Source organism: Tistrella mobilis KA081020-065, from assembly GCF_000264455.2.
GTDB classification, from domain to species: Bacteria; Pseudomonadota; Alphaproteobacteria; order Tistrellales; family Tistrellaceae; genus Tistrella; species Tistrella mobilis.
The window spans coordinates 455,183-480,239 of sequence record NC_017956.1; the positions used below are offsets into that span (position 1 = coordinate 455,183).

Sequence of the window (25,057 nt, forward strand, 5' to 3'; positions counted from 1 at the left end):
AAGCGGCCACGTCCCCACGCAACGGAGGTGTCCGCAGATGACCGGTTTTCAGACAGCGATCCGCAGCGCTCAGCCCCTGCCGCAGGCTTCCGGCCGTCGCCCGGGGCTTCGCCATCTGACCGGCGCGGCCGCGCTGGCGGCAGCGGCTGCGCTTGTGGCGCTGCCGGTCGGCGACGGCATTACCCTCGGCCCGCTCACCATCGACAGGGCGGCGCTCTTCCTGGCCACGGCCGTGCTGGGCCTGTCCGCCCTGGTACAGGGCTTCGCCTGGCGCTACATGGACGGTGATCGCGACCGTCGCGGCTTCGATCTCCGGCTCGGCATCCTGACGCTTGCCGCTCTGGCCCTGGCCGCCTCGGACCATATGCTCGCCTTCCTGGTCGCCTGGTCGGTCGTGGCACTGGTGCTGCCGCGGGCAATCGGCCATGTCCGGGGCTGGGCGGCCGCCGATGCCGCCGCCTCCCTTGCGCGCCGCAGCCTGATCGGCGGCACGGTGCTTCTGGGGGGCGGCCTGCTTCTGCTCTGGCTGGCCACCGGTGCAGACCGCTTCTCGGCGCTTGCGGCGGGGCTGCCGGCGGCGGATCCGATGATGGTCACCCTTGCGGCTCTCGGATTCGTGGCCGTGGTCGTGGTGCAGTGCGCCCTGCCGCCCGCCCATGGCTGGCTGATGGCCTCGATGACCGCGCCCACCCCCGTCTCCGCCTTCATGCATGCGGGCCTGGTCAATGCCGGCGGCATCCTGATGCTGCGGACCCTGCCGGTCTTTGAAGCGGTGCCGGCGGCAACCGTCGCGGCCTTCGCCATGGGCAGCCTCGCGATGTTGATCGGGACTGCCGCGTCCCGGGCACAGGCGGGTGTGAAGCGGGGGCTGGCTGCCTCTACCAGCGCGCAGATGGGCTATATGACGGTCCAGGCCGCACTGGGCTTCCCCGGCGCCGCTCTTGCCCATCTGGTTCTGCACGGGCTCTACAAGGCGAGCCTCTTCCTGGGGGCGGGCTCGGCGCTGGCCGGTGCCCATGCACCCCGGGCGTCGGTGCCGGTGACGGCGTCCCGCCTGATGTTCGCCTGGCCTGCGGCCATCGCCGCAGGCGCCGGCTTCGCCCTGGTGACCGGCAAGCTCGACGCCACGCTTGGGGGCCGGGTCGATACCGGCGCCATCCTGGTGGCGATCGCGGGCCTGGCCGGGCTGCAGCTTGCAACCGGTGTGCTGCGCACCGGCGCCCGGACCATGGTGGTGCTGCTGGCGCTGCCGGTGGCGGCCCTGATCGCCGGCGGTCTCTACGGCGCCGTCATTCTGATCGTCGATGCCCTGACGGGCGTCGCGGCGGCACCGCAGCCGCTCGCCCTGTATCACCTTCTGCTGCCGGTGGCGCTGCTCATGGGCTGGGGCGGAATCGCCCTCGGCCTCGATCGCCGGGCCGCCGCTGCCTGGACCTTCTTCGCCACGGCGGCACGGCCCGCCGCTGCCACCACCTCCTCCGTCACGAAGGGTGCTTCCCATGCCTGAGACCGCACGGCTCCTGGCCGAGATCGAAGCCGCTGCCGCCTGCATCGCTCCCTGGCGGCCCCTCCACACCATGATTGCCATCAACCCCCTTCAGGGGCTTGAGGATCTGCCCTTCGAGGCGGCGACCGCCGAGGCGGCCCGGCTGTTCGGCGGCCGGCCCTGGCCCGATGCCGGGATGGTGGCCCCGGCCCTGGCGGATGGCCGCATCTCCACCACCATGCTGACGGTTGCGGCATTGCGCCACGGCCGGCCCGAGCTGGCCGATCCCGACCGGTTGATCAAGGCCCTGCGGCACGAGGTCGTGCCCGGCCGGCAGGCGGCCATCGGCGCCGCCGCAGACCTCGACCGGCTGACCGGCTTCTGGCTTGCTGCCTTCCTCGACCAGGGGCAGGCGACATGGGCGATGCCGGATCGGGAGCTGGGCTTCTACCGGGCCTGGCGGCGGCTGGCGCGCCATGATCGGGCGATCCCCGACCGGCGCCGGATCGACCGGCTGCCGGACGATCCGGCGGTGCTGGTTCACCAGCGGCTGGGCGGGCTGGACGCAGCCACCCGGGAAGACATCATCCGGGCCCATCTGGTCGCCCTGCCGGGCTGGGTTGCGCATCTGCGCTGGCGGGTGGCCGAAGGGGGGCATCATCCCTGGAACGCCGTCGCCCCTGCCTCTCTGCTCGACTATGTGGCCGTGCGGCTGGCGCTCGCGGATCTGCTGGGGGTGACCCTGCCGCCGGTCGCGGCACCGGCCGGGCCCGCGGACAGGCGGCTGCGCGCACCGGCCGGTCTGGTGGCGCTGGAAGCCTGGGAGGAAAGCCATCGCCAGCGGCTGCTGACGATGCTGACCTCCACCCCGCCCGCCGCGGATGCTGGCGGTTCGGCGCAGCCCCTCGGTCAGATCGTTCTCTGCATCGACGTGCGCTCGGAAGTGCTGCGGCGGCATCTGGAGGCGACGGGCCCCTGGGCGACGCTCGGCTTCGCCGGCTTCTTCGGCGTCCCGGTCGCGGTGCGGCCCTTCGGCGAGGATGACCCCCATGCCTCCTGCCCGGTGCTGCTCCGGCCCCGTCATCTGGTCGACGAACACCCGCTGCCCGAGGCGGCGGATCTGGCGGTGCGGCACCTTGCCGGCCGGCGGCGGCTGGGCGGGCTGAAGTCCCTGGTCAAGGAGCTGAAGGCGGGCGTTGCCGGCAGCTTCGGCTATATCGAGGCGACGGGCCTTGTCCATGGTGCGGCCATGATGCTGCGCACGCTGACCCCCCGGCTGGCGGAGCGGCTGTCGACCGGCTTCGGCCGGGCCGTCATGCCCGAGGTGCCGGTGGCGCCGGGCCTGGATCTGCATCACGATCATGATCACGACCATGATCATCACCACCACCATGGCGACGCGGAGGATCTGATCCTGGGGCTGTCGCCCGCCGAGCAGGCCTTCTTCGCCGAGGGGGCACTGCGGGTGATGGGCCTGACCAAGGGCTTCGCCGAGCTGGTGGTCTTCTGCGGTCATGGCGGTCATACGGTCAACAACGTCTTCGCCTCGGGCCTCGATTGCGGTGCCTGCGGCGGCAATCGGGGCGGGCCCAACGCCCGGATCCTGGCGGCGCTGCTGAATGCGCCGGCGGTGCGGGCGGCGCTGGCGGAGCGGGGCATCGTGATCCCCGAGATCACCCGCTTCCTGTCGGCAGAGCACGACACCACCACCGATCGGGTCGCGCTCGATCCCGATCCGGTGGCGGCGTCCCGGCAGAGCTTCCGGCGGCTCCAGGCCGATCTGGACCGGGCGCGGCGGGCGGCGGCTGCCGAGCGGGTGTCGCACCTGACCGGTGCCGATGCGGTCGATCCGGTCCGGGCGGTGGAAAAGCGGGCTGCCGACTGGTCCGAAGTGCGGCCCGAATGGGCGCTGGCCGGCAATGCCGCCTTCATCGTCGGCGATCGGGCGCTCACCCGCCATCTCGACCTTGGCGGGCGGACCTTCCTGCATTCTTATGACTGGCAGGCGGATGCCGACGGCCGGCTCCTGGAAGTGATCCTGACCGCACCGATGGTGGTCGCGGAGTGGATCAACACCCAGTATCTGTTCTCGACGCTCGACAACGACACCTGGGGGGCAGGGTCGAAGACCATCCACGATCCGGTGGCGGGTCTCGGCGTGCTGAAGGGCAATGGTCCCGATCTCGCCGTCGGTCTGCCGCTCCAGTCGGTGATGGTGGCGGACGGCCAGATCCGGCACGAGCCGCTTCGGTTGATGGCCGTGGTCCAGGCGCCGCGTACCCGGGTGGAGGCGGCCATCGAACGCCATGCCGTGCTCTCCACCCTGTTCGACAATGGCTGGGTCGCGCTCGCGGTGCTCGATCCCGAAACCGGATGCAGCTGGCGGCGCGACCGCAGCGGCACCTGGATTGAGGCGCTGCCCGAACAGGCGCCCGAGGTGATGTCCGAGACCGGTGCCCTTGCCTCCGCAACCCCGATTCCGGCCTGAACCGATTTCTGATCCGGCCCCGATCCGATCCCGAGGAGACGTACCCATGACCGACGCAGCCGCTTCCGATCAGATCCTGTTCCACCCGCTCAAGAAGATCGAGATCATCGTCATCGGTGAGACCGAGCCCTTTGTCCGGCGCCTGCTCGACGACTCGGGCGTCTCCGGCTACACCCTCATCCGCGACGTCGCCGGCAAGGGGCATCACCGCTTCCAGGAGGGGCGGCTGCTGTTCAACGACCAGGCCAGCCTGGTGATGCTGCTCGCCGTGGCGCCTGAGAATGCCATCCGTCGGATCGCCGCCGGCCTGGCGCCGCTCTTCCGCAAACAGTCGGGGGTGATGTTCATCTCGGATGTGCAGGTGGTGCGCCTGGAGCACTTCACCCGGCCCGAGGCCGGATGATTCTCGCGACCAGCGGCGATGAGGCCGGTCGACAGCCAAAGCATGGACGTGCACGTGGCCCCCGGGCCACGTGCACGTGTGCGTTCGTCGTGGGCCGATCTGTCGGTATCGGTCGCGGCAGGGTCAGTTGGCGACGGCGCGCAGCCGTGCCCCGGTTGAGCCGCGCAGGATCGGCCGGCCCGAGAGCACCATCTTGCGGGCGGGGCCCCCCGGACGCTGCAGCCGGTCGAAGAGCAGCGACATCGCCGTGGTGCCGATTTCGTGCACCGGCTGTTCGATGACGGTCAGGCCGGGGCCGACCAGGCCGGTCCAGGTCTCGTTGTCGAAACCGGCAACCGCCAGATCGTGGGGCATGCTGAGCCCCAGCCGGCGGACGGCACGGGCGACGCCCAGGAGAAGCTGGCCGTTGCTGGCGATCAGCGCATCGGGGCGATCGGCCGACTGCATCCAGTCCAGCAGCTCCGCCTCGCCCGCATCCGCGGTGGGCGGAACGAAACGGGCGGGGGCGGGCAGACCGCGGGTGGCGAGGGCCGCGGCGAAACCGGCATGGCGTTCGATGCCGGTGGTGCTGGTGTTGCCGAACAGGCCGCCGATGCGGCGATAGCCCTGTTCCATCAGATGCGAGACCAGGGTGTGGGCGGCGGCGGCATTGTCGAGCACCACGGCATCGTGCAGGCCCGGGGGGCCGACGCGATCGATCAGCACCGCCGGGAAGTCGAGCGCGGTCTGCGACAGGGCCTCGGCCGAGGTGCGGGTGGGTGCGAAGATCAGCCCGGTCACCCGTTCCTCCTGCATGAGGCGCAGATACATCGCCTCTTTCTCAGGGTTCTCGTCGGTGTTGCACAGGATGACCCGCATGCCGGCCTCGTAGGCGGCATCTTCCACCGCCCGGCTGACCGCGGTGAAGAAGGGGTTGCGGATGTCGGACACGATCAGTCCGATCGTCCGGCTGTGCTGCGATCGCAGCCGTCGGGCCGACAGATTGGGGCGATAGCCGGTGGCGCGGATCGCCGCATCGACCTTGTCGCGCAGCTGTGCGCTGACCGGGCCGCCGGTCAATGCCCGGGAGACGGTTGCGACCGAGACCCCGGCTTCGCGGGCGACATCCTTAATTCTGGCCTTGAGCGTGGACATAGCCTGAAATCGTTTTCAGTTCCGTAGATCGGATTTTCGCCCATCGGCTGGCGGAATGCAAGCATTTGCTGCGGTGCAGCATATGTGTGAAAGGGTGCTGTCTTGACAGTGTTTGTGTAATCGATTTCAATTCACCCCGAGGTGCCGTTCGGCACGAAAATTCCGCACGCCCCAAGCCGGCCCCGCGGGCCGCCCGGGGGCGTGCCTGTCGACACGCCCGGTGGCCCCGACAACAGGGGCGGACCCAGACGGCCGGGCAGGGGAGGAAGACCAGACGATGACGCCAGCCCCCGAGCTCTTCGCGCCGCCGGCCGACGGCGCCGCCGCCATCCGCCGCGATCTCATCCGGCTGGGGGCCGTCCCTGCCGACAAGGCGACAGCCATCCGCGAGGCGGCGCAGATGCTGGTGGCCGCCGGCGTCTGCGCACCGGCCTATGTCGACAGCATGTTGAAGCGCGAGGCGGTGGCGAACACCTTCCTCGGCGCCGGCGTGGCCATCCCCCATGGCATGGTCGACGACCGCGCGCTGGTCCATGGCAATGCGGTGGCGGTGCTGCAGGTGCCGGCGGGCGTGACCTGGAATGACGGCCAGACCGCCCGCCTGGTGGTGGCGATCGCCGCCAGATCCGATGCCCATATCGCGATCCTCCGTCGCCTGACCCGGCTGCTGAACGACGAGGCGCGGCTGGCCGAACTCACCCGCACCAGCCGTGCCGAAGACATCATCCGGGCGCTGTCGGGCGAAGATCTGCCCGCGGCTGCGGCGGGAGAGGCGACCGATTTCGCCGAAGGCTTCGACTGGGCGGTCGACTACCCGACCGGCCTTCATGCCCGTCCCGCCTCTGTCTGGGCCGATACGGCCCGGCGGTTCCAGGCCCGGATCCGTATCCGCCATGGCGGCGAGGCGGCGGACGCCAAAAACATGATCCCGCTGCTCCAGCTTGGTCTGAAGCAGGGCGACAGCGTCCGGGTTTCTGCCGAAGGGGCCGATGCCGCCCGGGCGCTGCAGCAGATGAAGGCGGTGATGGATCGCCTGGGGCAGGAGGAGCGGGCGGCAGCCGGCCGAGCGGCCGAGCGGGCCGCCGCGCCGGTCGCCGGCTGGACCCCGCCCGCCGATGCCGGGCTGGTGCCGGTGGCCGGCCTGCCTGCTGCGCCCGGCATCGCCATCGGCCGGGTCCATGTGCTGGCGTCCGGGCCGATCACGGTCCCGGATCGGCCGGTTTCGCTGATCGAGGGCGGCGATGCCCTCCACGGTGCATTGCAGCTGACCCGCGAGCAGCTCAAGGTTCTGGCCGACGATACCTCCCGCCGGCTGGGGGCTGCGGAAGCGAAGATCTTCGAGGCCCAGGCTGAGCTGCTGAACGATGCCGATCTGGTGACCCTTGCCTGCCAGCTGATGGTCGAAGGCCATGGCGTCGCCTGGTCGTGGCACGAGGCGGTGGAGCGGCTGGCCGGGCGGCTGGCGGCCTCCGACAATCCGGTCCTCGCCGCCCGGGCCGCGGATCTGCGCGATGTCGGCCGGCGGGTGCTGCTGCGGATCGAGCCGGGCCTCGCCCAGGGCGGCATCGGTGACCTGCCCGAGGGGCCTGTGATCCTGCTGGCCACCGATCTGTCGCCCTCCGACACGGCCGGGCTGGATACGGGGAAAGTGATCGGCCTCGCCACCGCCCAGGGCGGCCCCACCTCTCATACCGCGATTCTGGCGCGCACGCTGGGGCTGCCGGCGATGGTGGCCGGAGGCGGTGCGCTGCTCGACATTACCCCCGGCACCCAGGTGATCCTGGATGGTCAGGCCGGGCGGCTCTATGTCGAGCCGTCGGATGCGGCGCTCGCCTCCGCCCGCGCCTGGGCCGACGAGCAGGCGGCCCTGCGGGCGCGGGCGGCGGAGGAACGGGGTCTGCCGGCCCGGACCACCGACGGCCATACCGTCGAGATCGGGGCCAATGTCAACCGGCCCGATCAGGTGCCGCTGGCACTCGATCAGGGGGCCGAGGGCGTCGGCCTGATGCGGACGGAATTCCTGTTCCTGGAACGCGACCGCACGCCGGATGAGGACGAGCAGTACGCCTTCTACCGCGACATGGCGGCGGCGCTCGACGGCCGGCCGCTGATCGTGCGGGCGCTCGATATCGGCGGCGACAAGCAGGTGGCGCATCTGCATCTGCCGCATGAGGAGAACCCGTTCCTCGGCGTGCGCGGCGCCCGGCTGCTGCTGCGCCGGCCCGATCTGCTGGAACCCCAGCTGCGTGCGCTCTATCGCGCCGCCCGCGAGGGCGCGAAGCTTTCGATCATGTTCCCGATGATCACCTCGCTGGGCGAGGTGCTGGAGCTGCGCCGGATCGCCGACAGCATCCGCGCCGATCTCGATGCGCCGCAAGTGCCGCTCGGCATCATGGTCGAGGTGCCGTCGACCGCCGTGCAGGCGGATGTCTTCGCCCCCCATGTCGACTTCTTCTCGATCGGCACCAACGATCTCACCCAGTACGGCCTGGCGATCGACCGTCAGCATCCGGACCTGGCCGCCGAGGCGGACAGCCTGCATCCGGCCGTGCTGCGCCTGATCCGGATGACGGTCGAAGGCGCCGCCCGTGCCGGCCGCTGGGTCGGTGTGTGCGGCGGCATCGCCGGCGATCCGTTCGGCGCGGCGCTGCTGGCCGGTCTTGGTGTGCGCGAGCTGTCGATGACGCCGCGCGATATTCCGGCGGTGAAGGCCCGGCTGCGCGGCCTGGACCACGGGGCGCTGAAGGCGCTGGCCGAAGAGGCCCTTGCCGCCGGCACCGCGGCCGATGTCCGGGCGCTGGAGGCGAGGCTCGGGGCATGACGGCCGCGATCATCACCGTCACCCTCAACCCGGCGATCGACCAGACGATCGTGATCGACCATCTGGTGCCGGGAGAGGTTCATCGGGCGAAGCGGGTGGAACGCAGCCCCGGCGGCAAGGGCGTCAATGTCGCAAGCTGCCTGGCCGATTGGGGGCTTCGGGTCACCGCGACCGGCATTCTGGGGCGCGACAATGCCGCTGCCTTCGACGAGATCTTCGCCGCCGGCCGCATCGCCGACCGCTTTCTCAGGGTGCCCGGAGAAACCCGGGTCAATGTGAAACTGGCCGATCTGGCCGCAGCCGACACCACCGATATCAACCTGCCCGGCCTGGCAGTCGGGGCCGCCGATCTCGGCCGGTTGCGCACCGTGCTCGACGAGGTGGCTGGGGCCGGATCGGTGGTGGTGCTGGCCGGCAGCCTGCCTTCTGGGGTGGCGGTCGGGATCTATCCCGATCTCTGCCGCAGGCTCCGCGCCCGCGGCGCCCGGGTGGTGCTGGATACGAGCGGTGCGCCGCTCGCCACCGCCCTGGGTGCCGACGAGGATGCGCTGCCCGACTGCGTGAAACCCAACCGGGACGAGCTTGCCGCCTGGGCCGGCCGGCGGCTCGAAACCAGGGCCGATCTGCTGGCGGCGGCGCAGGGACTGGTGGCGCGGGGCATAGCGTTGGTGGTGGTCTCGATGGGGGCAGAGGGGGCCCTGTTTGTGACCGCCACCCGCGCGATCCATGCCGGCCTGCCGCCCGAGCGCGTGCTGAGCACGGTGGGGGCGGGCGATGCCATGGTTGCCGGTATCGTCGCTGCCCATGCGGAGGGGGGGGATCTGGAGCGGATCGCCCGCGCCGGCACCGCTTTCGCCGCGACCAAGCTTGGCCTTGTGGGGCCGCATCTGCCGGCGCGGGGCGTGGTCGAGGCGGCCATGGCCCGCGTGCATCTGGCCGAGGCCGATATCGCCGACCGTCTTCAGGTCCGGAACTGATCCGCTGCCGCATCATCCGGCAGAAGGGGGAAACATGTCGAAACTGGTGGCTGTGATCACGGCCGAAGAGGCCGGGACCGAACGGCTCGGCACACGGGCGGTGCTGGCGGCCGAAGCGCTGCGCAAGCATGCCCATGACGGCGGTCATGCGATCGCGATCGAATTCCACGACGGCGAGACCGCCCGCGATGTGCTGACCGCCGCCGCCATCGCCGATGCCGATGCGGTGCTGGCCATCGGCGGCAGCGGCGGTGATCCGCGCTTCGCCGGTAAGGCCGTGACGACTGCAGGCGTCGACGATGTGCTGCGCGACCCGGCGGCGGTGCTCACCCGTGCCCTGGCGGGGCAGGCGGCACCCGCCCCGGCGGCGGCCACTGCTGCGCCACAGGCCGGCGGCCGGCGGATCGTCGCCATCACCTCCTGCCCGACCGGTATTGCCCACACCTTCATGGCTGCGGAGGGCATCCTCCAGGCGGCGAAGGCGCTGGGGCACGAGGCGCGGGTGGAGACGCAAGGCTCGGTTGGCGCGCGCGACGGCCTGACGGCCGAAGAAATCCGTGCGGCGGATCTGGTGATCATCGCGGCTGACACGCAGGTCGACCTGTCGCGTTTCGACGGCAAGCGGGTCTATCTCTCCGGCACCAAGCCTGCGATCAATGACGGTCAGGGGTTGATCAACCGCGCCTTCGCCGAGGCGAAGCTTCAGGGCAAGGGCGCTGCGGCCCCGGATGATGCGGCGCCGGCTGCGGCGAAGGCGGCCGCCGGACAGGGATCCGGCCGCACGGGTCCCTATCGTCATCTGATGACCGGCGTCTCCTTCATGCTGCCCTTCGTCACCACGGGCGGCCTGCTGATCGCGATCGCCTTCGCGCTGGGCGGCATCTATGCCTATGAGGACGCCAATCAGGGTACGCTCGCCTATGCCCTGTTCCAGATCGGCGCCAAGGGCGCCTTCGCCCTGATGGTGCCGGCGCTCGCCGGCTATATCGCCTATTCGGTCGCCGACCGGCCGGGCATCGCCCCGGGCATGATCGGCGGCATGATCGCCACCCAGATCGGCGCTGGCTTCCTGGGCGGCATCGTGGCCGGCTTCATCGCCGGCTACGGCACCGCCTGGCTCAATCGCAACATCCGCCTGCACAAGAATCTGGAGGGGCTGAAGCCGGTCCTGATCCTGCCGATCCTGGGCTCGCTGCTCACCGGGCTGCTGATGCTGTTTGTGGTGGGTGAGCCGGTGGCCCAGCTCCTGGCGACGCTCAGCGACTGGCTGCGCAACATGCAGGGCGGCAGCGCCATCCTGCTCGGCCTGATCATCGGGCTGATGATGGCCTTCGACATGGGCGGGCCGGTCAACAAGGCCGCCTATGCCTTTTCCACCGGCCTGATCGCCTCCGAGATCTACGGGCCGATGGCGGCGGCCATGGCGGCCGGCATGACCCCGCCGCTCGGCATTGCGCTCGCGACCAAACTCTTCCCCGGCCGGTTCACGGGTGACGAGCGCGAGGCGGGCAATGCCGCGGCGGTGCTCGGCCTCGCCTTCATCAGTGAGGGGGCCATCCCCTTCGCCGCGCGCGATCCGTTCCGGGTGATCCCGTCGCTGATGGTCGGCTCGGGCCTTGCCGGCGCCATCTCGATGGCGGTGGGCGCCCAGCTCAAAGTGCCCCATGGCGGCATCTTCGTGCTGCCGATCCCCAATGCCGTGGTCTCGCTCGGCGGCTATCTGGTCGCGCTGATCGCGGGCACGGTGGTGACCGCGATCATGCTGCGCATCCTGAAAAAGCCGCTGGCCAAACCCGCGGCACCGGCCGCGGTTTAAGCCGGTCTGCCTTTGGGCTCGCGGGCGGGATGGCGATCATCCCGCCCGCTTTTTTGCAGCGGGCTGCCGCTCCTGCCAGGCGCCGAGCAGATCCTCCGCATCGGCGACCAGCCCCAGATGCATGGCGACGATCTTCAGCGATGCGGCTTCCAGGTCCCCGGTCGTGCCCGCCACCAGATCGCGCAGCACCGTGACCCGATAGCCCATATTGGAGCCGTCGAAGGCGGTGTTGAGCACGCAGCAATCGGCCAGGCAGCCGTTCAGGATCAGCGCCTCGACGCCCATATTGCGCAGCAGGAAGTCGAGATCGGTGGGGTAGAAGGCCGAAAGCCGCTTCTTGCCCGAAACCACCAGATCGCGATCGTCGACCTCGGTCACGAACTCAGTCCAGTGCGAGCCTTCGATCGCATGGCCGTCGGAATTGGGGATCGGGCCGACATGAAGCGGGAACACCCGCCGCCAGGCCGAGGGAATGCCGGCGATGTCGTCGACGCCGCCCTTGCGCAGCGTGCTGCGGACATGGATCACCGGCACGCCGGCCGCGCGCGCCGCGGCGTGAAACCGGTTCACGCCCCCGACGATCGCCCGCGCCCTGGGGGCGGGGCAGGGGCAGTCGGGATCATCCTCCAGATGGCCCCGATGCAGATCGATCGACACCACCGCCGTGCGGCCAGGGTTCAGATAGTCGTCGAACCCGGCGCCCAGCGGCTGCCGGGCACCATCGATATAGACATGCATCACGCGCAGATTCTCCTGGTCGGCGCGACGATCCGGATCGTCGCGCCAGCATGCGCAGGGGTGCCGACGATGGTAGATGGGGTGGGGCGGGACGATCCAGCCCCCAGCTGCACCGTCGTACCTGAGAATGCGCAGTGCACGCCAAAGACTGCGCAGTGTTGGGATATATGGGGTCACATATTTTGCGAATGAAAATGAATTGCAACATAAGCCGATGCGATGGCATTCAAGGGCCAGGATGACGCCCCGTTTGCGGGGCAGGTCATGCAATTGATCGGGATCTGACCATGCGCCGCCTCCTCCTCGCCTCCACCGCGCTTTCACTCATCGCCCCGTCTCTGTCCTTCGCTGCGGAAGACGGTGCCACCATGCTGGGGCCGCTGATGGTCGAATCCGAAAGCGGTGAGACGCTGCAGCAGGACGGCTATGTCGCGATCCAGGGGCAGCAGGCGACCAAGGTCGATGCGCCGATCGCCCGGATTCCACAGGCGGTCTCGACCGTTACCCAGGCGCAGATGGAGGATCAGAAGCCGCGGACGCTGAACGAGGCGATCAGCTATTCCGCCGGCGTCGATACCGGCACCTTCGGTTTCGACACGCGCTATGACGCCTTCAAGCTGCGCGGCTTCCCCGCCCATTATACCGGCATGTTCCGGGACGGGCTGCGGCAGTATAACGGCCCCTCGGCCTGGTTCCGCAACGATCCCTATACGGTCGAGGGCATCGCCATCCTCAAGGGGCCGGCCTCGTCGCTCTATGGCGTCAGCGGCCCGGGCGGGCTGGTCAATCTGGTCACCAAGCGCCCGAAGGATCAGCCCTTCCACGAGATCGAACTGCTGGGCGGTACAGATGACCGGCGCCAGGCGGCCTTCGACCTGTCGGGCCCCGTCGATGACGAGGGGCGGGTGCTCTACCGCCTGACCGGGCTTGCCCGCGCAAGCGACACCACGCTCGACGGCTATCCCGACGACAAGACCCTGATTGCGCCGGCCGCGACCATCCGCTTCGACGAGGACACGCAGCTCACCCTTCTGGGGGAATACGCGGATGCGACGGTGGGCGGGACCGCGGTCTTCTACAATCCCAGCTACGGGGTCGCCTCTCACCGCTATGCCGGCGATCCCGACTACAATGATTTCGACCAGATCCAGTGGCGGGCCGGCTATGAGTTCAGCCATCGGGTCGACGACGTGCTGACCCTGGAGCAGAAGCTGCGCTACACCGACGTCTCCTCCGACCTCGAATATCGCAGCTATCAGGTGGGCGGGCTCGCCTTTCCCTATTGGGGACATTACCGCGAGGCCATGGATGCGGTGACCGTCGACACCCTGGCCAAGATGGTGTTCGACACCGGCCGCGTGACCCATGAACTGGTCACCGGGTTCGACTATACCCGGGCGAGCTATGACGCCTGGTCTGCCGGCAGTACCGTTTCGTCTGCCGCCGCGGCCGCGGCGCGGCTCGGCTATGGCGGCGGTCAGGAAACCGACCAGTACGGCCTTTATCTGCACGACCAGATGGTGTTCGGCGGCTGGACCGTTTTCGCCAGCGGCCGATATGACCGGGTCGATACCAGGGTCGTGGCAGCCGACCGCAGCAGCTCGGACCAGGACGACCAGGCCTTCTCGGGCCGGCTGGGGGTGTCCTATGCCTTCGAGAACGGCCTTACCCCCTATGCCAATGTCTCGAGCTCGTTCTCGCCCAATATCGGCCTGGTCTATGACGACCCCTATACCGGCACCGGCCGGGCGGCGGAGCCGACCCGGGCGCTGCAGAAGGAAATCGGCGTCAAATACCAGATCCCCGGCACCAACAGCCTGCTCTCGGCGGCGCTGTTCGATATCGACCAGGAGGACGGGGTGGTCTTCGACGCCACCACCGGCGTGAACAGGCAGCGTCAGCTCGACATGAATTCTCGCGGCATCGAGCTTGAAGCCGTGGTCTCGCTGGACGACGGCTGGAGCCTGGTCGCCGCCTATACCCATCAGCGGGTGAAGATCGAGAAGGGCATCGTCGGCGCTGAAGGCAAGGAGCTGTCGGCAACCCCCAACGATATCGCCTCGCTCTGGGTGCATTACGACATTGCAGGCGGGGCTCTGGACGGGCTGGGCCTGGGGGCGGGCCTGCGCTATTTCGGCAAGAGCTGGGGCGACGACGTCAACAGCTTCAAGAACGACGACCGCGCCTTCCTGGATGCCGCCATCTCCTACAATCTCGCCAGCCTGGGCCAGCCGGGGGCAGAGATCCAGCTCAACGCCCGCAATCTTTTCGACTCCGACGACCAGAGCTGCAGTGCCGGTTATTGCTATCGCGACGAGGGCCGCGTCGTCACCACCTCGCTGCGCTATCGCTTCTGATGGCGCGCCGCGGCCTCTGGTCGCTGATCGGCTCGATCGGCGGACTCTATGTCGCGCAGAGCGTCATCGGCGGCGTCACCTGGACCGGGTTGCCGGCGATCCTGAGAGCAGAGGGGCTGCCGCTCGATCATGTCGGGCTGCTCTCGCTGCTGGTTCTGCCCTGGGCGCTGAAGGTGCTGTGGTCCCCGGCGGCAGAGCGCTGGCGCCTGCCCGCCCGAGGCGGTGACCGGTCCGCGCTGATGGTCGCTGCCGGTGGCGGCTTTTCGGTGGCGGGGCTGGCATTGGTCGGGGCGATCGGGCCGGCCCCCGTGCTGCCGGTTCTGGCTGTGCTGCTGGCGGTCGCCTTCGCGACCGCCACCGTCGATATCGCCTGCGACGGCTATGCGGTCGAAAGCCTGCGCGAGGCCGAACTCGGCTGGGGCAATGCCGCCCAGGTCGGCGGCGCCTATGTGGGCGCGGCTCTGGGGGGCGGGCTGCTGCTGGTGATCGTCGACCGGGCCGGCTGGCAGGCGGGGATCTGGACCATGGCGGCCCTGGTGGCCCTGCTCGGCCTGCCCTTCCTTGCCCATGCCCGCCGTCGGGCGGGACACAGGCCATCCGGCACCGGCCATATACCCTCGCTTCGCGCCACGCTCCGGCGGCCGGAGGTGCGGCGCGGGCTGGCGCTGACCGCCTTGTTCGTCATCGCCCAGAAGACGGCGATGGGCATGGTCGGCCCCTTCCTGATCGACCAGGGCATCGGCCTCGACGAGGTGGGCGTGCTCAACGGGCTGGGCAGTTTGACCCTGGGCTTCACCGGCGCACTGGCCGGCGGCGCGCTGGTCCGCTGGCTGGGTATCGGTCGGGTGATGATCCTGACGGTTCTCCTCCAGGCTCTGGTGCTGGCGGGGTTCGCCGTCCAGGCGGCCACCGGCCTTCTGCCGCGCGAGGCGGCGATGGGGCTGGCGCTGGCCGGTGCCTCCTTCGTGATGCCGATCGGCTTCGTGGCCCTCTATGCCCAGTTCATGCGCTGGTCCGATCCCCGTCAGGCGGGGGTCGATTTCACCCTGTTCCAGTGCATGGACGCGTCGGTCAGCATGCTCGCCGGCCTGACGGCGGGGGTGGTGGCGCAGCATCTGGGCTATGGCGTCTTCTTTGCGCTGGCGGCGGCCCTGGCGCTCGGTGCCCTGCCGCTCATCCGGCGGCTCGGGCGTGCGCCCCTGCGGTCCGGGCCTGTGGGATCCGGGGCAGAATGACCTCCGCCGCCTCGGCGATCGCCTCCCAGGCGCGGTCGATGTCTTCCGCCGTGCTGCAATAGGGCGGCATCAGATAGATCACATTGCCGAGCGGCCGGATCAGCAGGTCGCGATCGCGGAAGAAGGCGCGCAGCCTTGGCCCGACCTCCGAGAGGTAGCCGGCTTCCGCCACGTCGAGGTCGAGGGCTGCGATGGTGCCCGTCCGGCGGACATTGCGGAAGCGCGGGTTCTGGCGGAAGCGGGTGACCCAGGCCTCCTGCCGGCGGGCGAGGGCAGCGATGCGGGCCACCACCGGTTCCTCCTGCCAGATCCGGAGATTGGCGAGGGCTGCCGCACAGGCGATCGGGTTGGCGGTGTAGGAACTGGAGTGGAAGAAGGTCCGGGCGCGGTCGGTGGACAGATGCGCCTCGAAGACGGGCCCCGTGCACAGCGTCGCCGCCAGCGGCAGGGTGCCGCCGGTGATGCCCTTGGACACACACATGATGTCCGGGGTGATGCCGGCCTGGTCGCAGGCGAAGAGCGTGCCGGTCCGTCCCCAGCCGGTCATCACCTCGTCGGCGATCATCAGCGTGCCGTGGCGTTCGGTGATCCGGCGGAACTCGGCCAACAGATGCGGCGGATACATTTTCATGCCGCCTGCCCCCAGAACCAGCGGCTCGATCAGCAGCGCCGCCGCCCGGCCGGTCCGGCAGAAGCCCTCCAGCGCATCCAGCGTCGCCTGTTCCCGGCCGGGTTCGGGGAAGGGGATGGTGTCGACATCGAACAGCAGCGGCGAATAAGCGGCATTGAACACGCCGCGGGCCCCTGCCGACATGGTGCCGATGGTATCGCCGTGATAGCCGTGGTCCATGACCACGATCCGCGATCGCGGCGCGCCGCGGTTGTGGAACCAGCCCAGTGCCATCTTCAGCGCCACTTCGACCGATGTCGATCCGCTGTCGGAATAGAAGACATGGGCAAGGCCGGGCGGGGCGAGGTCGATCAGCCCACGGGCCAGATCCTCGGCCGGCTGGTGGGTGAATTCGGCGAAGATCACCTGGTCGAGCCGAAGGGTGGCGTCGCGGATCGCGGCCATGATCGCCGGCGGACGATGGCCATGGGTGATCACCCACCAGGACGAGATCGCATCGAAGATCGACCGGCCCTCGGCGTCGATCAGCCGGGCGCCCTCGGTGCGGGCGATAGCGCGGGTGACGGGTTCGGTCAGGTGCTGGCGGAACGGATGCCAGACAGGAGAGGTGGTGGCAGGCGCGGTGGGGGCAGGCGCGCTCATTCTCTGATCCTTTCAATCCGGGCGAGATCGATCCCGCGGCGGATGGCTGCCGCCAGTGTGTCTGCGTCGAGCGGATCAAGCTGGGGCAGGCGGCCCAGATGCGGGACCCGTCCGCGGGTCGTGATGATGGCTTCGCTGTCGGGCTGCGCCTCGCCGATGAAGACGACCCCGGCGACCGGCACGGCCCGGGCTTTCAAGGCTTCGAGCGAGAGCAGGCTGTGATTGATGGTGCCGAGGCTCGTGCGGGCACAGAGCACCACCGGCCATTGCCAGCGGGCGAAGAGGTCGGCGAACACGACCTGCCGGGTCAGCGGCACCAGCACGCCGCCCGCCCCTTCGATCACCAGCGGACCGGCCGCCGGCGGCGGGTCGATGGCGGCCGGGTCGATGGCCACGCCGTCGACATCGGCCGCCAGATGCGGCGAGGCCGGGGTGGTCAGCCGCCAGGTTTCGGGCAGAACCCGCTCGGGCGGCAGCTGGCCGAGCCGGGCCGCCACCTCGGAATCGGTCTCGCCGTCCAGCCCCGACTGGACCGGTTTCCAATAGCCGGCGCCGAGGGCGGCGGCGAGGCCGGCTGCGACCACGGTCTTGCCGATGCCGGTGTCGGTGCCGGTCACGACCAGATGTCGGGTCATGGCGTGGCCTCCTCTGCCACCGCGACGGCAAGGGTGGCGAACAGCGCCTCGATCAGGGCGTCATCGATGTTGAGGGTGATCGAGATCCGCAGCCGGGCGGTGCCCGGGGGCACGGTCGGCGGGCGGATGGCGCGGATGTCGAAGCCGGCGGTCTGCATCCGTCGGGCGACGCGGACCGTGCGGGCATCATCGCCCAGGATCACCGGCAGGATCTGGGTGGTGCCGGCGCTGAAGCCGTGCCGGGCGGCGGCGGCATGGGCGGTGGCGATCAGGCCATGCAGGCGACTGCGGCGTTCCGGCTCGCCGGCCAGGATCCGGAGGGCCGCCCGCACCGCGGCCGCCTGAAGCGGAGAGGGCGCGGTTGCATAGATGAACGGCTTCGCCCGGTTGATCAGATAGTCGCAGAGGACGGCATCGGCGCCGACCAGGGCACCGGCCGCCCCCAACGCCTTGCCGCAGGTGTGCAGCACGATCACCTCGGGCCGGCCCTCCAGCCCGGCGGCGAGACCGCGCCCGTCCGGGCCGTGGACGCCGGTCGCATGGGCCTCGTCGATGAACAGGAAACCGTCATGGGCGCGGGCGATCGCTGCCAGATCGGCGAGTGGTGCGGTATCGCCATCCATCGAATAGAGGCTTTCGGCCACGATCCAGGGATGGCCGGTGCCGCCGGCCCGGCGCCAGCTGCGGATGGCGTCGTCCACCGCCCCGGCATCGTTATGCGGGACGGCGACGGATGCGGCCCGGCCCAGCCGCAGGCCGCTATGGGCGCTGGCATGGATCAGCCTGTCATGCACCACCAGGTCGCCATCCTGCGGCAGGGTGGCGAGCACCGCCTGATTGGCGGCATAGCCGGCACCGAAGAACAGCATCCGGTCGGCGCCGAAAAACCGCGCGGCCTCGGCTTCGAGCGCCTCATGCTCGGCATGATTGCCGCGCAGCAGGCGCGAGCCGCCGGCGCCGACCGGCACGCCCCGGGCCAGGGCCTCGGCGACCGCGGCTGCCATCCGTTCCGAGGCGGCAAGGCCAAGATAGTCGTTGGAGGTGAAGTCGAGCCCCCCGCGGGGCATCAGCGTCCGGCGGCGGCTGCCCTCTGTCAGCTGCGCCAGCCGGTCGGCATGGCGGGCGAGGATCATCCCGCCGTCTCCGCGGTCATGCCCAGCCGGCGCAGCAGGGCGGCATCGCGGTCTTCGCCCGGATTGGCGGCGGTGAGCAGGGTATCGCCCACGAAGATCGAATTGGCCCCGGCCAGGAAGCACAGCGCCTGAAGCTCGTCGCTCATCATGCTGCGTCCCGCCGTCAGCCGGACATGGGATCGCGGCATCAGAATCCGGGTGAGCGCGATGCTGCGCACGAAATCGAACGGGTCGACCGGATCGGCATCGGCGAGCTCGGTTCCCGGCATGCGGATCAGCATGTTGATCGGCACGCTTTCCGGCGGCTCGGGCAGGTTGGCGAGCGTCACGATCATGTCGATGCGGTCGGCCGCGCTTTCCCCCAGGCCCAGAATCCCCCCGGCGCAGACCCTGATGCCGGCGGCACGCACCCGCGCCAGGGTGTCCAGCCGGTCGGCATAGCTGCGGGTGGTCACGATTTCGGGATAGAAGCGCTCGGAGGTGTCGAGATTATGGTTGTAGTAGTCGAGCCCGGCGGCGGCGAGGGTGTCGGCCTGATCGTCGGAGAGCATGCCGAGCGTCATGCAGGTCTCCAGCCCCAGCGCCTTCACCGCCTGTACCATCGCGACCAGGGTGTCCATGTCGCGATCCTTGGGGCTCCGCCAGGCGGCCCCCATGCAATAGCGGGTGGCGCCGCCATCGCGGGCCTTGCGCGCTTCGCGGACCACCTGCTCTACGGCCATCAACCGCCCGGCCTTGAGGCCCGTGGCATTGCGAGACGACTGGCTGCAATAGCCGCAATCTTCGGGGCAGCCCCCGGTCTTGATGTTGAGCAGCCGGCTGAGTTGCAGCCGGTTCGGATCGAAATGCGCCCGATGCACCGATTGGGCCCGGAACATCAGATCTGCAAAACCCATGTCGTGGATCTCGCTTGCGGCCTCGTGCGTCCAGCGGGCCGGACTCAGGGCGGGCGTTGTGGGGGCAGGGATGACTTCGGCGGGCATGGCATCCTCCTTGATCCGGCCCAAAGACTGGTATGGACGCCTAAAAGGCCAAATCATAGATAATCTATTATTGATGCGTCTCTGGAATTACTATATCAACCGGATCAGCGGAGGCATCCGTTATTATCATAGATAATCTATGAGGGGGGGTCATGGCTGAGACCACCGCAGAACGCATTGCCCGGGTGCTGGGAGACAGGATCGTGTCCGGCGAGCTGGCGCCCGGCACGCCGGTGCGGCAGGACCGGATCGCCGAGGAATTCGAGGCGAGCCATGTGCCGGCGCGCGAGGCCTTTCAGATGCTGAAGGCCCAGGGGCTGCTGGTGTCGGAGCCCAGGCGCGGCATGCGGGTCGCGCCGCTGGATGCGGCTGCGGTGCAGGAAATGACCGAGATCCGGGCCTCGCTGGAGGTGCTGGCGCTGAAATATGCCGTGTCGAAGCTGAATGCCGCAGCGCTGGAGCGGATCGAGCGGGCGCTGATCGCGGGCGACGAGGCCCGGACCATGGCGGAATGGGAGCGCGCCAACCGCGCCTTTCACCGCGAACTGGCCGCCCCCTGCCGGATGCCGCGGCTGATCGCGATGATCGAAGATCTGCAACTGGCCAATGCGCGGATCATCCTGTCGGCCAATCGCAGCGCCGGCTGGCGGCCGGGGTCCAATCTCGCCCACCGGCAGATCTTCGAGGCGCTGAAGGCGCGCGACGGCGCCCGCGCCGTCACCCTGCTCGATCAGCATATCCGGGTGCTGGAACGGGCGGCCGCACCGGTGGCGAAGGCGGCACCGGCAGGATGACGGAACCATCGGCGCGGGCACCGGTTCGCCGGAGAGGTCACCGCCGGGTGACAACCGGATGGAGGTTCCGCCCATGTCCCGCCCGCTCCGCCATCACCCCTATGACGCACCTTCGGGCGGCTGGGGGTCGATGCAGTCGCTTGTCCGCCATGCCAGCCGTCAGCAGGTCTGGGGCAGTGCGCTCGGGGAACTGCCGCGCCAGAACAAGCCCGACGGCTTCATGTGCGTCAGCTGCGCCTGGGCCAAGCCGGCCGAGCCCCATGCGGCGGAATTCTGCGAGAACGGCGCCAAGGCGACCTTCTGGGAGCTGACCTCGAAACGGGCGACGGCCGATTTCTTTGCCCGGCACACCACGGAAGAGTTGCGGGGGTGGGAAGATTTCGACCTGGAGAACGAGGGGCGGCTGACCTGCCCGATGCGGCACGACCCCGAAACCGACCGCTATCTGCCGGTGTCGTGGGACGAGGCCTTCGCGGCGATCGGCCGCCGGCTGAAGACCTTCGATCCCGACCGGGTGGTGTTCTATGCCTCGGGGCGGGCCTCGCTCGAAGCCTCGTACATGTACCAGCTTTTCGCGCGGATCTATGGCACCAACAACCTGCCCGACAGTTCCAACATGTGCCACGAGACGACCTCGAAGGCGCTGCCGAAGAGCATCGGCGTGCCGGTCGGCACGGTGGAGCTGGATGATTTCGAGCACACCGACTGCATCCTGGCCTTCGGGCAGAATGTCGGATCCAACGCGCCGCGGATGCTGCACCCCCTGCAGCGCGCGGCGGAGCGCGGGGTCTCGATGCTGGTCTTCAACCCGATGCGCGAGCGGGGCTGGCTGACCTTCGTCGATCCGCAGAACCCTGCGCAGATGCTGTCGGGGCGGCCCACGCGGCTCGCCTCGCGCTATTATCAGCCGCGGCCCGCGGGCGACATCGCCGTCATGACGGGCATGGCCAAGACGCTGCTGGCGCTGGATGATGCGGCGCAGGCGGCGGGTGAGCCGCGCGTGCTCGACCAGGCTTTCATCGACGAGCATTGCCACGGGTTCGAGGATTTCGAACGGATGGTCCGCAAGACCGGCTGGGACGAGATCGAGCGCAATGCCGGCCTGACCCGCGAGGCGATCGAGGATGCCGGCCGCATCTATGCCCGGGCCGAACGCGCGATTGCGATCTACGGCATGGGGCTGACCCAGCACAGGCTTGGATCCGACAGTGTCGGCATGCTGGTCAATCTGCTGCTGATGCGGGGGCATATCGGCCGTATCGGCACGGGGATCCTGCCGGTGCGCGGCCATTCCAACGTGCAGGGGCAGCGCACCGTCGGCATCGCCGACGATCCGGCCCTGGTGCCGATCGACCGGCTGGGCGAGATGTACGGCTTTGCGCCGCCCCGAAAAAAGGGCTTCACCACGGTGGAGGCCTGCGAAGCCATGCTTGAGGACGGCGTCGACGCCTTCATCGGCCTTGGCGGCAACTTCCTGCGCGCGGTGCCCGATCATGCGCGGATGGAACCCGCCTGGGGCCGGCTGAAGCTGGCGGTGCATGTGGCGACCAGGCTGAACCGCAGCCATCTGGTGACGGCGGAAGAAACCTATCTTCTGCCCTGTCTGGGCCGTCTGGAAGAGGATGTGCAGGCCGGCGGTCCGCAGGTGGTGACGATGGAGGATTCGACCGCCCATATCCATGCCTCGCGCGGGCGGGCGCGGCCGGCAAGCCCCGATCTGCTGTCGGAAATCCGGATCGTCGCCGAACTGGCCAAGGCGACGCTTTCCGGAGCCGCACGGGTGCCCTGGGACGACTGGGTGGCGGATTACGGCCGCATCCGCGATGCCATCGCCCGAACCTTCCCCGAAGACTTCCACGACATGAATGCGCGCATGTTCACCCCCGGCGGCTTTGCCCGGCCGCTGGCGGCACGCGACCGGCGCTGGAACACCGACACCGGCAAGGCCAATTTCCGGACGCCGGCCGCGCTCAATGCCAGCTTCGACCCGGATGACGACGACACGGTCTTCCGGCTGATCACGCTCCGCTCCAACGACCAGTTCAACACCACGATCTATGGCTATCGCGACCGCTTTCGCGGCATCGACGGTTCGCGGATGGTGGTGATGATGAACCCGGACGACATCGCGCGGATGGGGCTGGTTTCAGGGGCTCGCGTGGCATTGACCACCGTTGCGGAAGACGGCATTCCGCGCCGCAAGGCCGGGCTCACTCTGCTGGCCTATGACGTGCCCAAAGGCTGTCTCGCCGCCTATTACCCGGAATGCAACGTGCTGGTGCCGCTCTCTCATCACGAGCGCGACAGCCTGACACCGGCGGCCAAATCGGTGCCGGTCAGGATCGCCGCCGAGGTGGGCGATGCGCGTGTCCGAGGCGGCCGTCCTCAGATCGAGGCCATGTAGCCGCCATCGACATAGAGCAGGGTGCCGGTGACATAGGCGGCGGCTGGCGAGGCGAGGAAGACGGCGGCGCCGATCAGGTCGTCGACCTCTCCGAAGCGGCCGGCCGGGATGCTGGCCTGCATGCGCCGGGCCCAGGCCTCGTCCTCGAAGAAGACTTCGGTCATGTCGGTGCGGAAATATCCGGGGCCGATGCCGTTGACCCGGATGCCCCGGCCGGCCCATTCGGTGGCAAGCGTGCGGGTGAGGCCCAGAAGGCCGCTCTTGGAGGCGCCATAGGCGGCAGCTGTCGGCACGCCGACCTCGGAGGTGAGCGAACAGAGATTGATGATCGCGCCGCCGCCGGTGTCGCTCATGATCCGGGCGGCCGCCTGGGCGCAGAAGAAGGCGCCCTTGAGATTGGTGTCCTGGATCCTGTCCCACAGGTCCTCGTCGACATCGAGCGAGGGGCAGACCTGCTCCATGCCGGCATTGTTGACCAGGATGTCGAGCCCGCCGAGCTTTTCGGCGGCCTGCGCCACCCCGGCACGGATCTGTTCGACCGAAGAGACGTCGAAGGGTACGGCGACCGCACGGCCGCCGGCGCCGATGATGCGGGCGATGACCCCTTCGAGTGCCGCCTCGTCGCGGCCGGAGACAGCCACTGCCGCCCCGGCTGAGGCGAGGCCCGTGGCCAGCGCCCGGCCGATGCCGCGGCTGGCGCCGGTGACCAGTGCCTTGCGGCCGGCCAGGGAGAAGCGGGAGAGGACTGCGGCTGTCGTATCGGACATGGGAGACAATCCCGAGCGCTGGAGGACAGGGTGGCGTTCGGGTGATGATCGGACGCGGGCGATGCGGTATCAATCCTTCCATCGCGTGCCGGCCGCAATCACCGGCATCGCCCATGACCCCGAGGCCTGCCCGATGACTGCGACCGCCGCCACCACGTCCTCTACCGCCCAGGCTCCCACCGCGCTCGCTCGTGATCTGGCCCGCGCCGGCCGCATCGCCGAAGCCGAGGCGGTGATCGCAGGCCTGGTGGCCGAGGTCGCGGATTTCACGCCAGCGCATGTGACCATCAACCGCGACGGCTACAGCCTGAATTCGGTCAACGGCTTCATCGAGGCCGCCGATGGCCGATCCTTCTTCTTCAAGTTTCACCAGGAGGAGGACGAGGCCGAAACCGTGGGCGAATACTACCGTGCCGAGCTGCTCGCCGGGGCCGGATTTCCGGTCGACCGGCCGGTGGTCGCCTCGGGGGCAGTCGGCCGGCAGATCCTGATCTATGCCCGGCGTGATCAGCCGCGGCTGGCCGATCTGGCACGCGCGGTGGAGGCGGAGGCGGGCGGCATCGGTGGGCCGGCACCGGTTGCGGCCGCTCGGCTGATTGCCGCCCAGGCCGATGCCGACCGGCTGGTCGCTGACCGCTATCTGGCGACGCTTCACGACATCACGGCAGACGAGGCCGCCGCCGAGCCGCTGCACCGGCTGTTCCATGACCGGCTGATCGATCATGGTGCGCCGGAGCGGCCGGGCGGTCGGATGGTGCGGTTCTATGAGGGACAGGTCTTCCATCTGGGCGGCCGGGCCGAGGCGCCGGACCTCACCCTGTCCTGGCATCAGCTCAAGGATCTGCGCTGGACGGTGGGCGGCATCACCTATGACCGGGGCCTGGGCGCGCTGTTCGACGAGGCCCGTGCGCGGCTGCTGCCGGCGCGCTTCGCCGGGGCCGGCGTCGTGGCCCATGGCGATGCGCACAACGCCAATGTCTGGTTCGAAGCGGGGGCGGGGGATGTGGCCGATCGGCTGGTCTTCTTCGATCCGGCCTTCGCCGGTGCCCATGTGCCGGCCCTGCTGGCCGAGGTGAAGGCGACCTTCCACAACATTTTCGCCCATCCCTTCTGGCTCTATGATGCGGCGGTGGCCGAGGGGCTCTACACCGTGCGGGCGCGGCTCGATGCCGACGGGCGGGGGATCACCATCGATCACGATCATGATCCGGGCCCCCTGCGCCGGGCCTTTCTGGCGGCCAAAGGGGATCTGCTCTGGCGGCCGCTGCTGCAGGCCCTGGCGGCATGCGGGCAGCTTGATGCAGACTGGCGACGGGTGGTGAAGCTGGCGCTGTTCTGCTGCCCGACCCTGGTGATGAACCTGCGTGCCGGCCCGGATGGCGGCCATCACGGCCCCGCCGCCTCGGCGCTGGGGCTTGCGATCGCGGTCGCCATGGGGGCCGAGCCTGCAGGCGGCGCCACCGATCCGCTCTCCACCATGCTGGACGCCGTCACTCCCTGACGGAAACCGCCCGTGCCGCATGCTGCGGCAGGCCGGGCGGGCGATCTTGACAGTTTTCCGACGATCCGGTGGACTGGCCGCCGAACCCTTCCCTGGAGCAGAACATCGATGT

18 protein-coding genes are annotated in these 25,057 nt (G+C 69.4%); 11 read left to right on the forward strand and 7 right to left on the reverse strand.

Annotated features, from left to right (window positions below; translation table 11 throughout):
* The first annotated feature begins 37 nt into the window (after positions 1 to 37).
* From TMO_RS28945 to TMO_RS02145, 3 genes are read left to right on the forward strand one after another with little or no spacing between them, the layout of a single operon-like run.
* On the forward strand, positions 38 to 1,507 hold the full coding sequence (locus TMO_RS28945; protein ID WP_014743935.1) for a proton-conducting transporter membrane subunit: 1,470 nt from the start codon (positions 38 to 40) through the stop codon (positions 1,505 to 1,507).
* Positions 1,500 to 3,974 carry a DUF2309 domain-containing protein gene (locus TMO_RS02140; protein ID WP_014743936.1) on the forward strand — a complete coding sequence of 825 codons (2,475 nt, stop codon included), beginning with the start codon at positions 1,500 to 1,502 and terminating at the stop codon, positions 3,972 to 3,974. Before TMO_RS28945 ends, TMO_RS02140 begins: the two co-directional genes overlap by 8 nt.
* A gap of 46 nt (positions 3,975 to 4,020) precedes the next feature.
* Entirely contained in the window at positions 4,021 to 4,377 is a 357-nt protein-coding gene (locus TMO_RS02145) for a P-II family nitrogen regulator (protein WP_014743937.1), read from the forward strand.
* 123 nt (positions 4,378 to 4,500) lie between these two features.
* Here the strand turns inward: TMO_RS02145 and TMO_RS02150 are convergent, their stop codons facing one another.
* Entirely contained in the window at positions 4,501 to 5,511 is a 1,011-nt protein-coding gene (locus TMO_RS02150; protein ID WP_014743938.1) for a LacI family DNA-binding transcriptional regulator, read from the reverse strand.
* A 277-nt stretch (positions 5,512 to 5,788) separates the two neighbouring features.
* Here TMO_RS02150 and ptsP point away from each other — a divergent pair, with 277 nt between their 5' ends.
* Genes ptsP through TMO_RS02165 form a run of 3 tightly spaced genes read left to right on the forward strand, consistent with a single transcriptional unit; the run spans position 5,789 to position 11,125 of the window.
* Positions 5,789 to 8,332 carry a phosphoenolpyruvate--protein phosphotransferase gene (gene ptsP / locus TMO_RS02155; protein ID WP_014743939.1) on the forward strand — a complete coding sequence of 848 codons (2,544 nt, stop codon included), beginning with the start codon at positions 5,789 to 5,791 and terminating at the stop codon, positions 8,330 to 8,332.
* Positions 8,329 to 9,309, forward strand: a complete 981-nt coding sequence (pfkB, locus tag TMO_RS02160) for a 1-phosphofructokinase (RefSeq protein WP_014743940.1) — start codon at positions 8,329 to 8,331, stop codon at positions 9,307 to 9,309. The genes ptsP and pfkB overlap by 4 nt, the downstream gene beginning before the upstream one ends.
* A 34-nt stretch (positions 9,310 to 9,343) precedes the next feature.
* Positions 9,344 to 11,125 carry a fructose-specific PTS transporter subunit EIIC gene (locus TMO_RS02165; protein ID WP_014743941.1) on the forward strand — a complete coding sequence of 594 codons (1,782 nt, stop codon included), beginning with the start codon at positions 9,344 to 9,346 and terminating at the stop codon, positions 11,123 to 11,125.
* A gap of 36 nt (positions 11,126 to 11,161) precedes the next feature.
* On the opposite strand, the gene TMO_RS02170 is transcribed toward TMO_RS02165, so the two are convergent.
* On the reverse strand, positions 11,162 to 11,863 hold the full coding sequence (locus TMO_RS02170; RefSeq protein ID WP_041604791.1) for a cysteine hydrolase family protein: 702 nt from the start codon (positions 11,861 to 11,863) through the stop codon (positions 11,162 to 11,164).
* Between the two features lie 287 nt (positions 11,864 to 12,150).
* Between TMO_RS02170 and TMO_RS02175 the strand changes: the two genes are divergently transcribed.
* Both TMO_RS02175 and TMO_RS02180 read left to right on the forward strand, forming a co-directional pair.
* Positions 12,151 to 14,220, forward strand: a complete 2,070-nt coding sequence (locus TMO_RS02175) for a TonB-dependent siderophore receptor (protein ID WP_014743943.1) — start codon at positions 12,151 to 12,153, stop codon at positions 14,218 to 14,220.
* Positions 14,220 to 15,455, forward strand: a complete 1,236-nt coding sequence (locus TMO_RS02180; RefSeq protein ID WP_041604793.1) for an MFS transporter — start codon at positions 14,220 to 14,222, stop codon at positions 15,453 to 15,455. Before TMO_RS02175 ends, TMO_RS02180 begins: the two co-directional genes overlap by 1 nt.
* Here TMO_RS02180 and TMO_RS02185 read toward each other — a convergent pair.
* The 4 genes from TMO_RS02185 to bioB are packed head-to-tail and all read right to left on the reverse strand — an operon-like array spanning position 15,394 to position 19,479.
* Positions 15,394 to 16,728: an adenosylmethionine--8-amino-7-oxononanoate transaminase gene (locus tag TMO_RS02185; protein WP_014743944.1), complete on the reverse strand. Its 1,335-nt coding sequence runs from the start codon at positions 16,726 to 16,728 to the stop codon at positions 15,394 to 15,396. The two genes, TMO_RS02180 and TMO_RS02185, sit on opposite strands and share 62 nt — an antisense overlap.
* Positions 16,725 to 17,363, reverse strand: a complete 639-nt coding sequence (gene bioD, locus TMO_RS02190; RefSeq protein WP_014743945.1) for a dethiobiotin synthase — start codon at positions 17,361 to 17,363, stop codon at positions 16,725 to 16,727. The genes TMO_RS02185 and bioD overlap by 4 nt, the downstream gene beginning before the upstream one ends.
* Positions 17,360 to 18,496 carry an 8-amino-7-oxononanoate synthase gene (locus tag TMO_RS02195; protein ID WP_014743946.1) on the reverse strand — a complete coding sequence of 379 codons (1,137 nt, stop codon included), beginning with the start codon at positions 18,494 to 18,496 and terminating at the stop codon, positions 17,360 to 17,362. The genes bioD and TMO_RS02195 overlap by 4 nt, the downstream gene beginning before the upstream one ends.
* On the reverse strand, positions 18,493 to 19,479 hold the full coding sequence (bioB, locus tag TMO_RS02200; protein WP_051045289.1) for a biotin synthase BioB: 987 nt from the start codon (positions 19,477 to 19,479) through the stop codon (positions 18,493 to 18,495). Before bioB ends, TMO_RS02195 begins: the two co-directional genes overlap by 4 nt.
* Before the next feature lie 152 nt (positions 19,480 to 19,631).
* Between bioB and TMO_RS02205 the strand changes: the two genes are divergently transcribed.
* Together TMO_RS02205 and TMO_RS02210 are read left to right on the forward strand one after the other, a co-directional pair.
* Positions 19,632 to 20,273: a GntR family transcriptional regulator gene (locus TMO_RS02205; protein ID WP_014743948.1), complete on the forward strand. Its 642-nt coding sequence runs from the start codon at positions 19,632 to 19,634 to the stop codon at positions 20,271 to 20,273.
* 73 nt (positions 20,274 to 20,346) lie between these two features.
* Positions 20,347 to 22,677 (forward strand): FdhF/YdeP family oxidoreductase, encoded by a 2,331-nt coding sequence (locus tag TMO_RS02210; RefSeq protein ID WP_014743949.1) that lies wholly within the window; start codon positions 20,347 to 20,349, stop codon positions 22,675 to 22,677.
* On the opposite strand, the gene TMO_RS02215 is transcribed toward TMO_RS02210, so the two are convergent.
* The gene (locus TMO_RS02215; protein ID WP_014743950.1) at positions 22,659 to 23,444 is read right to left on the reverse strand and encodes an SDR family NAD(P)-dependent oxidoreductase; all 786 of its coding nucleotides are present in this window, start codon (positions 23,442 to 23,444) and stop codon (positions 22,659 to 22,661) included. The two genes, TMO_RS02210 and TMO_RS02215, sit on opposite strands and share 19 nt — an antisense overlap.
* A 232-nt stretch (positions 23,445 to 23,676) precedes the next feature.
* On the opposite strand from TMO_RS02215, the gene TMO_RS02220 reads away from it, so the two are divergent.
* Complete coding sequence (locus TMO_RS02220) at positions 23,677 to 24,945, forward strand: hypothetical protein (protein WP_187297826.1); 1,269 nt, start codon at positions 23,677 to 23,679, stop codon at positions 24,943 to 24,945.
* Positions 24,946 to 25,057 lie beyond the last annotated feature (112 nt).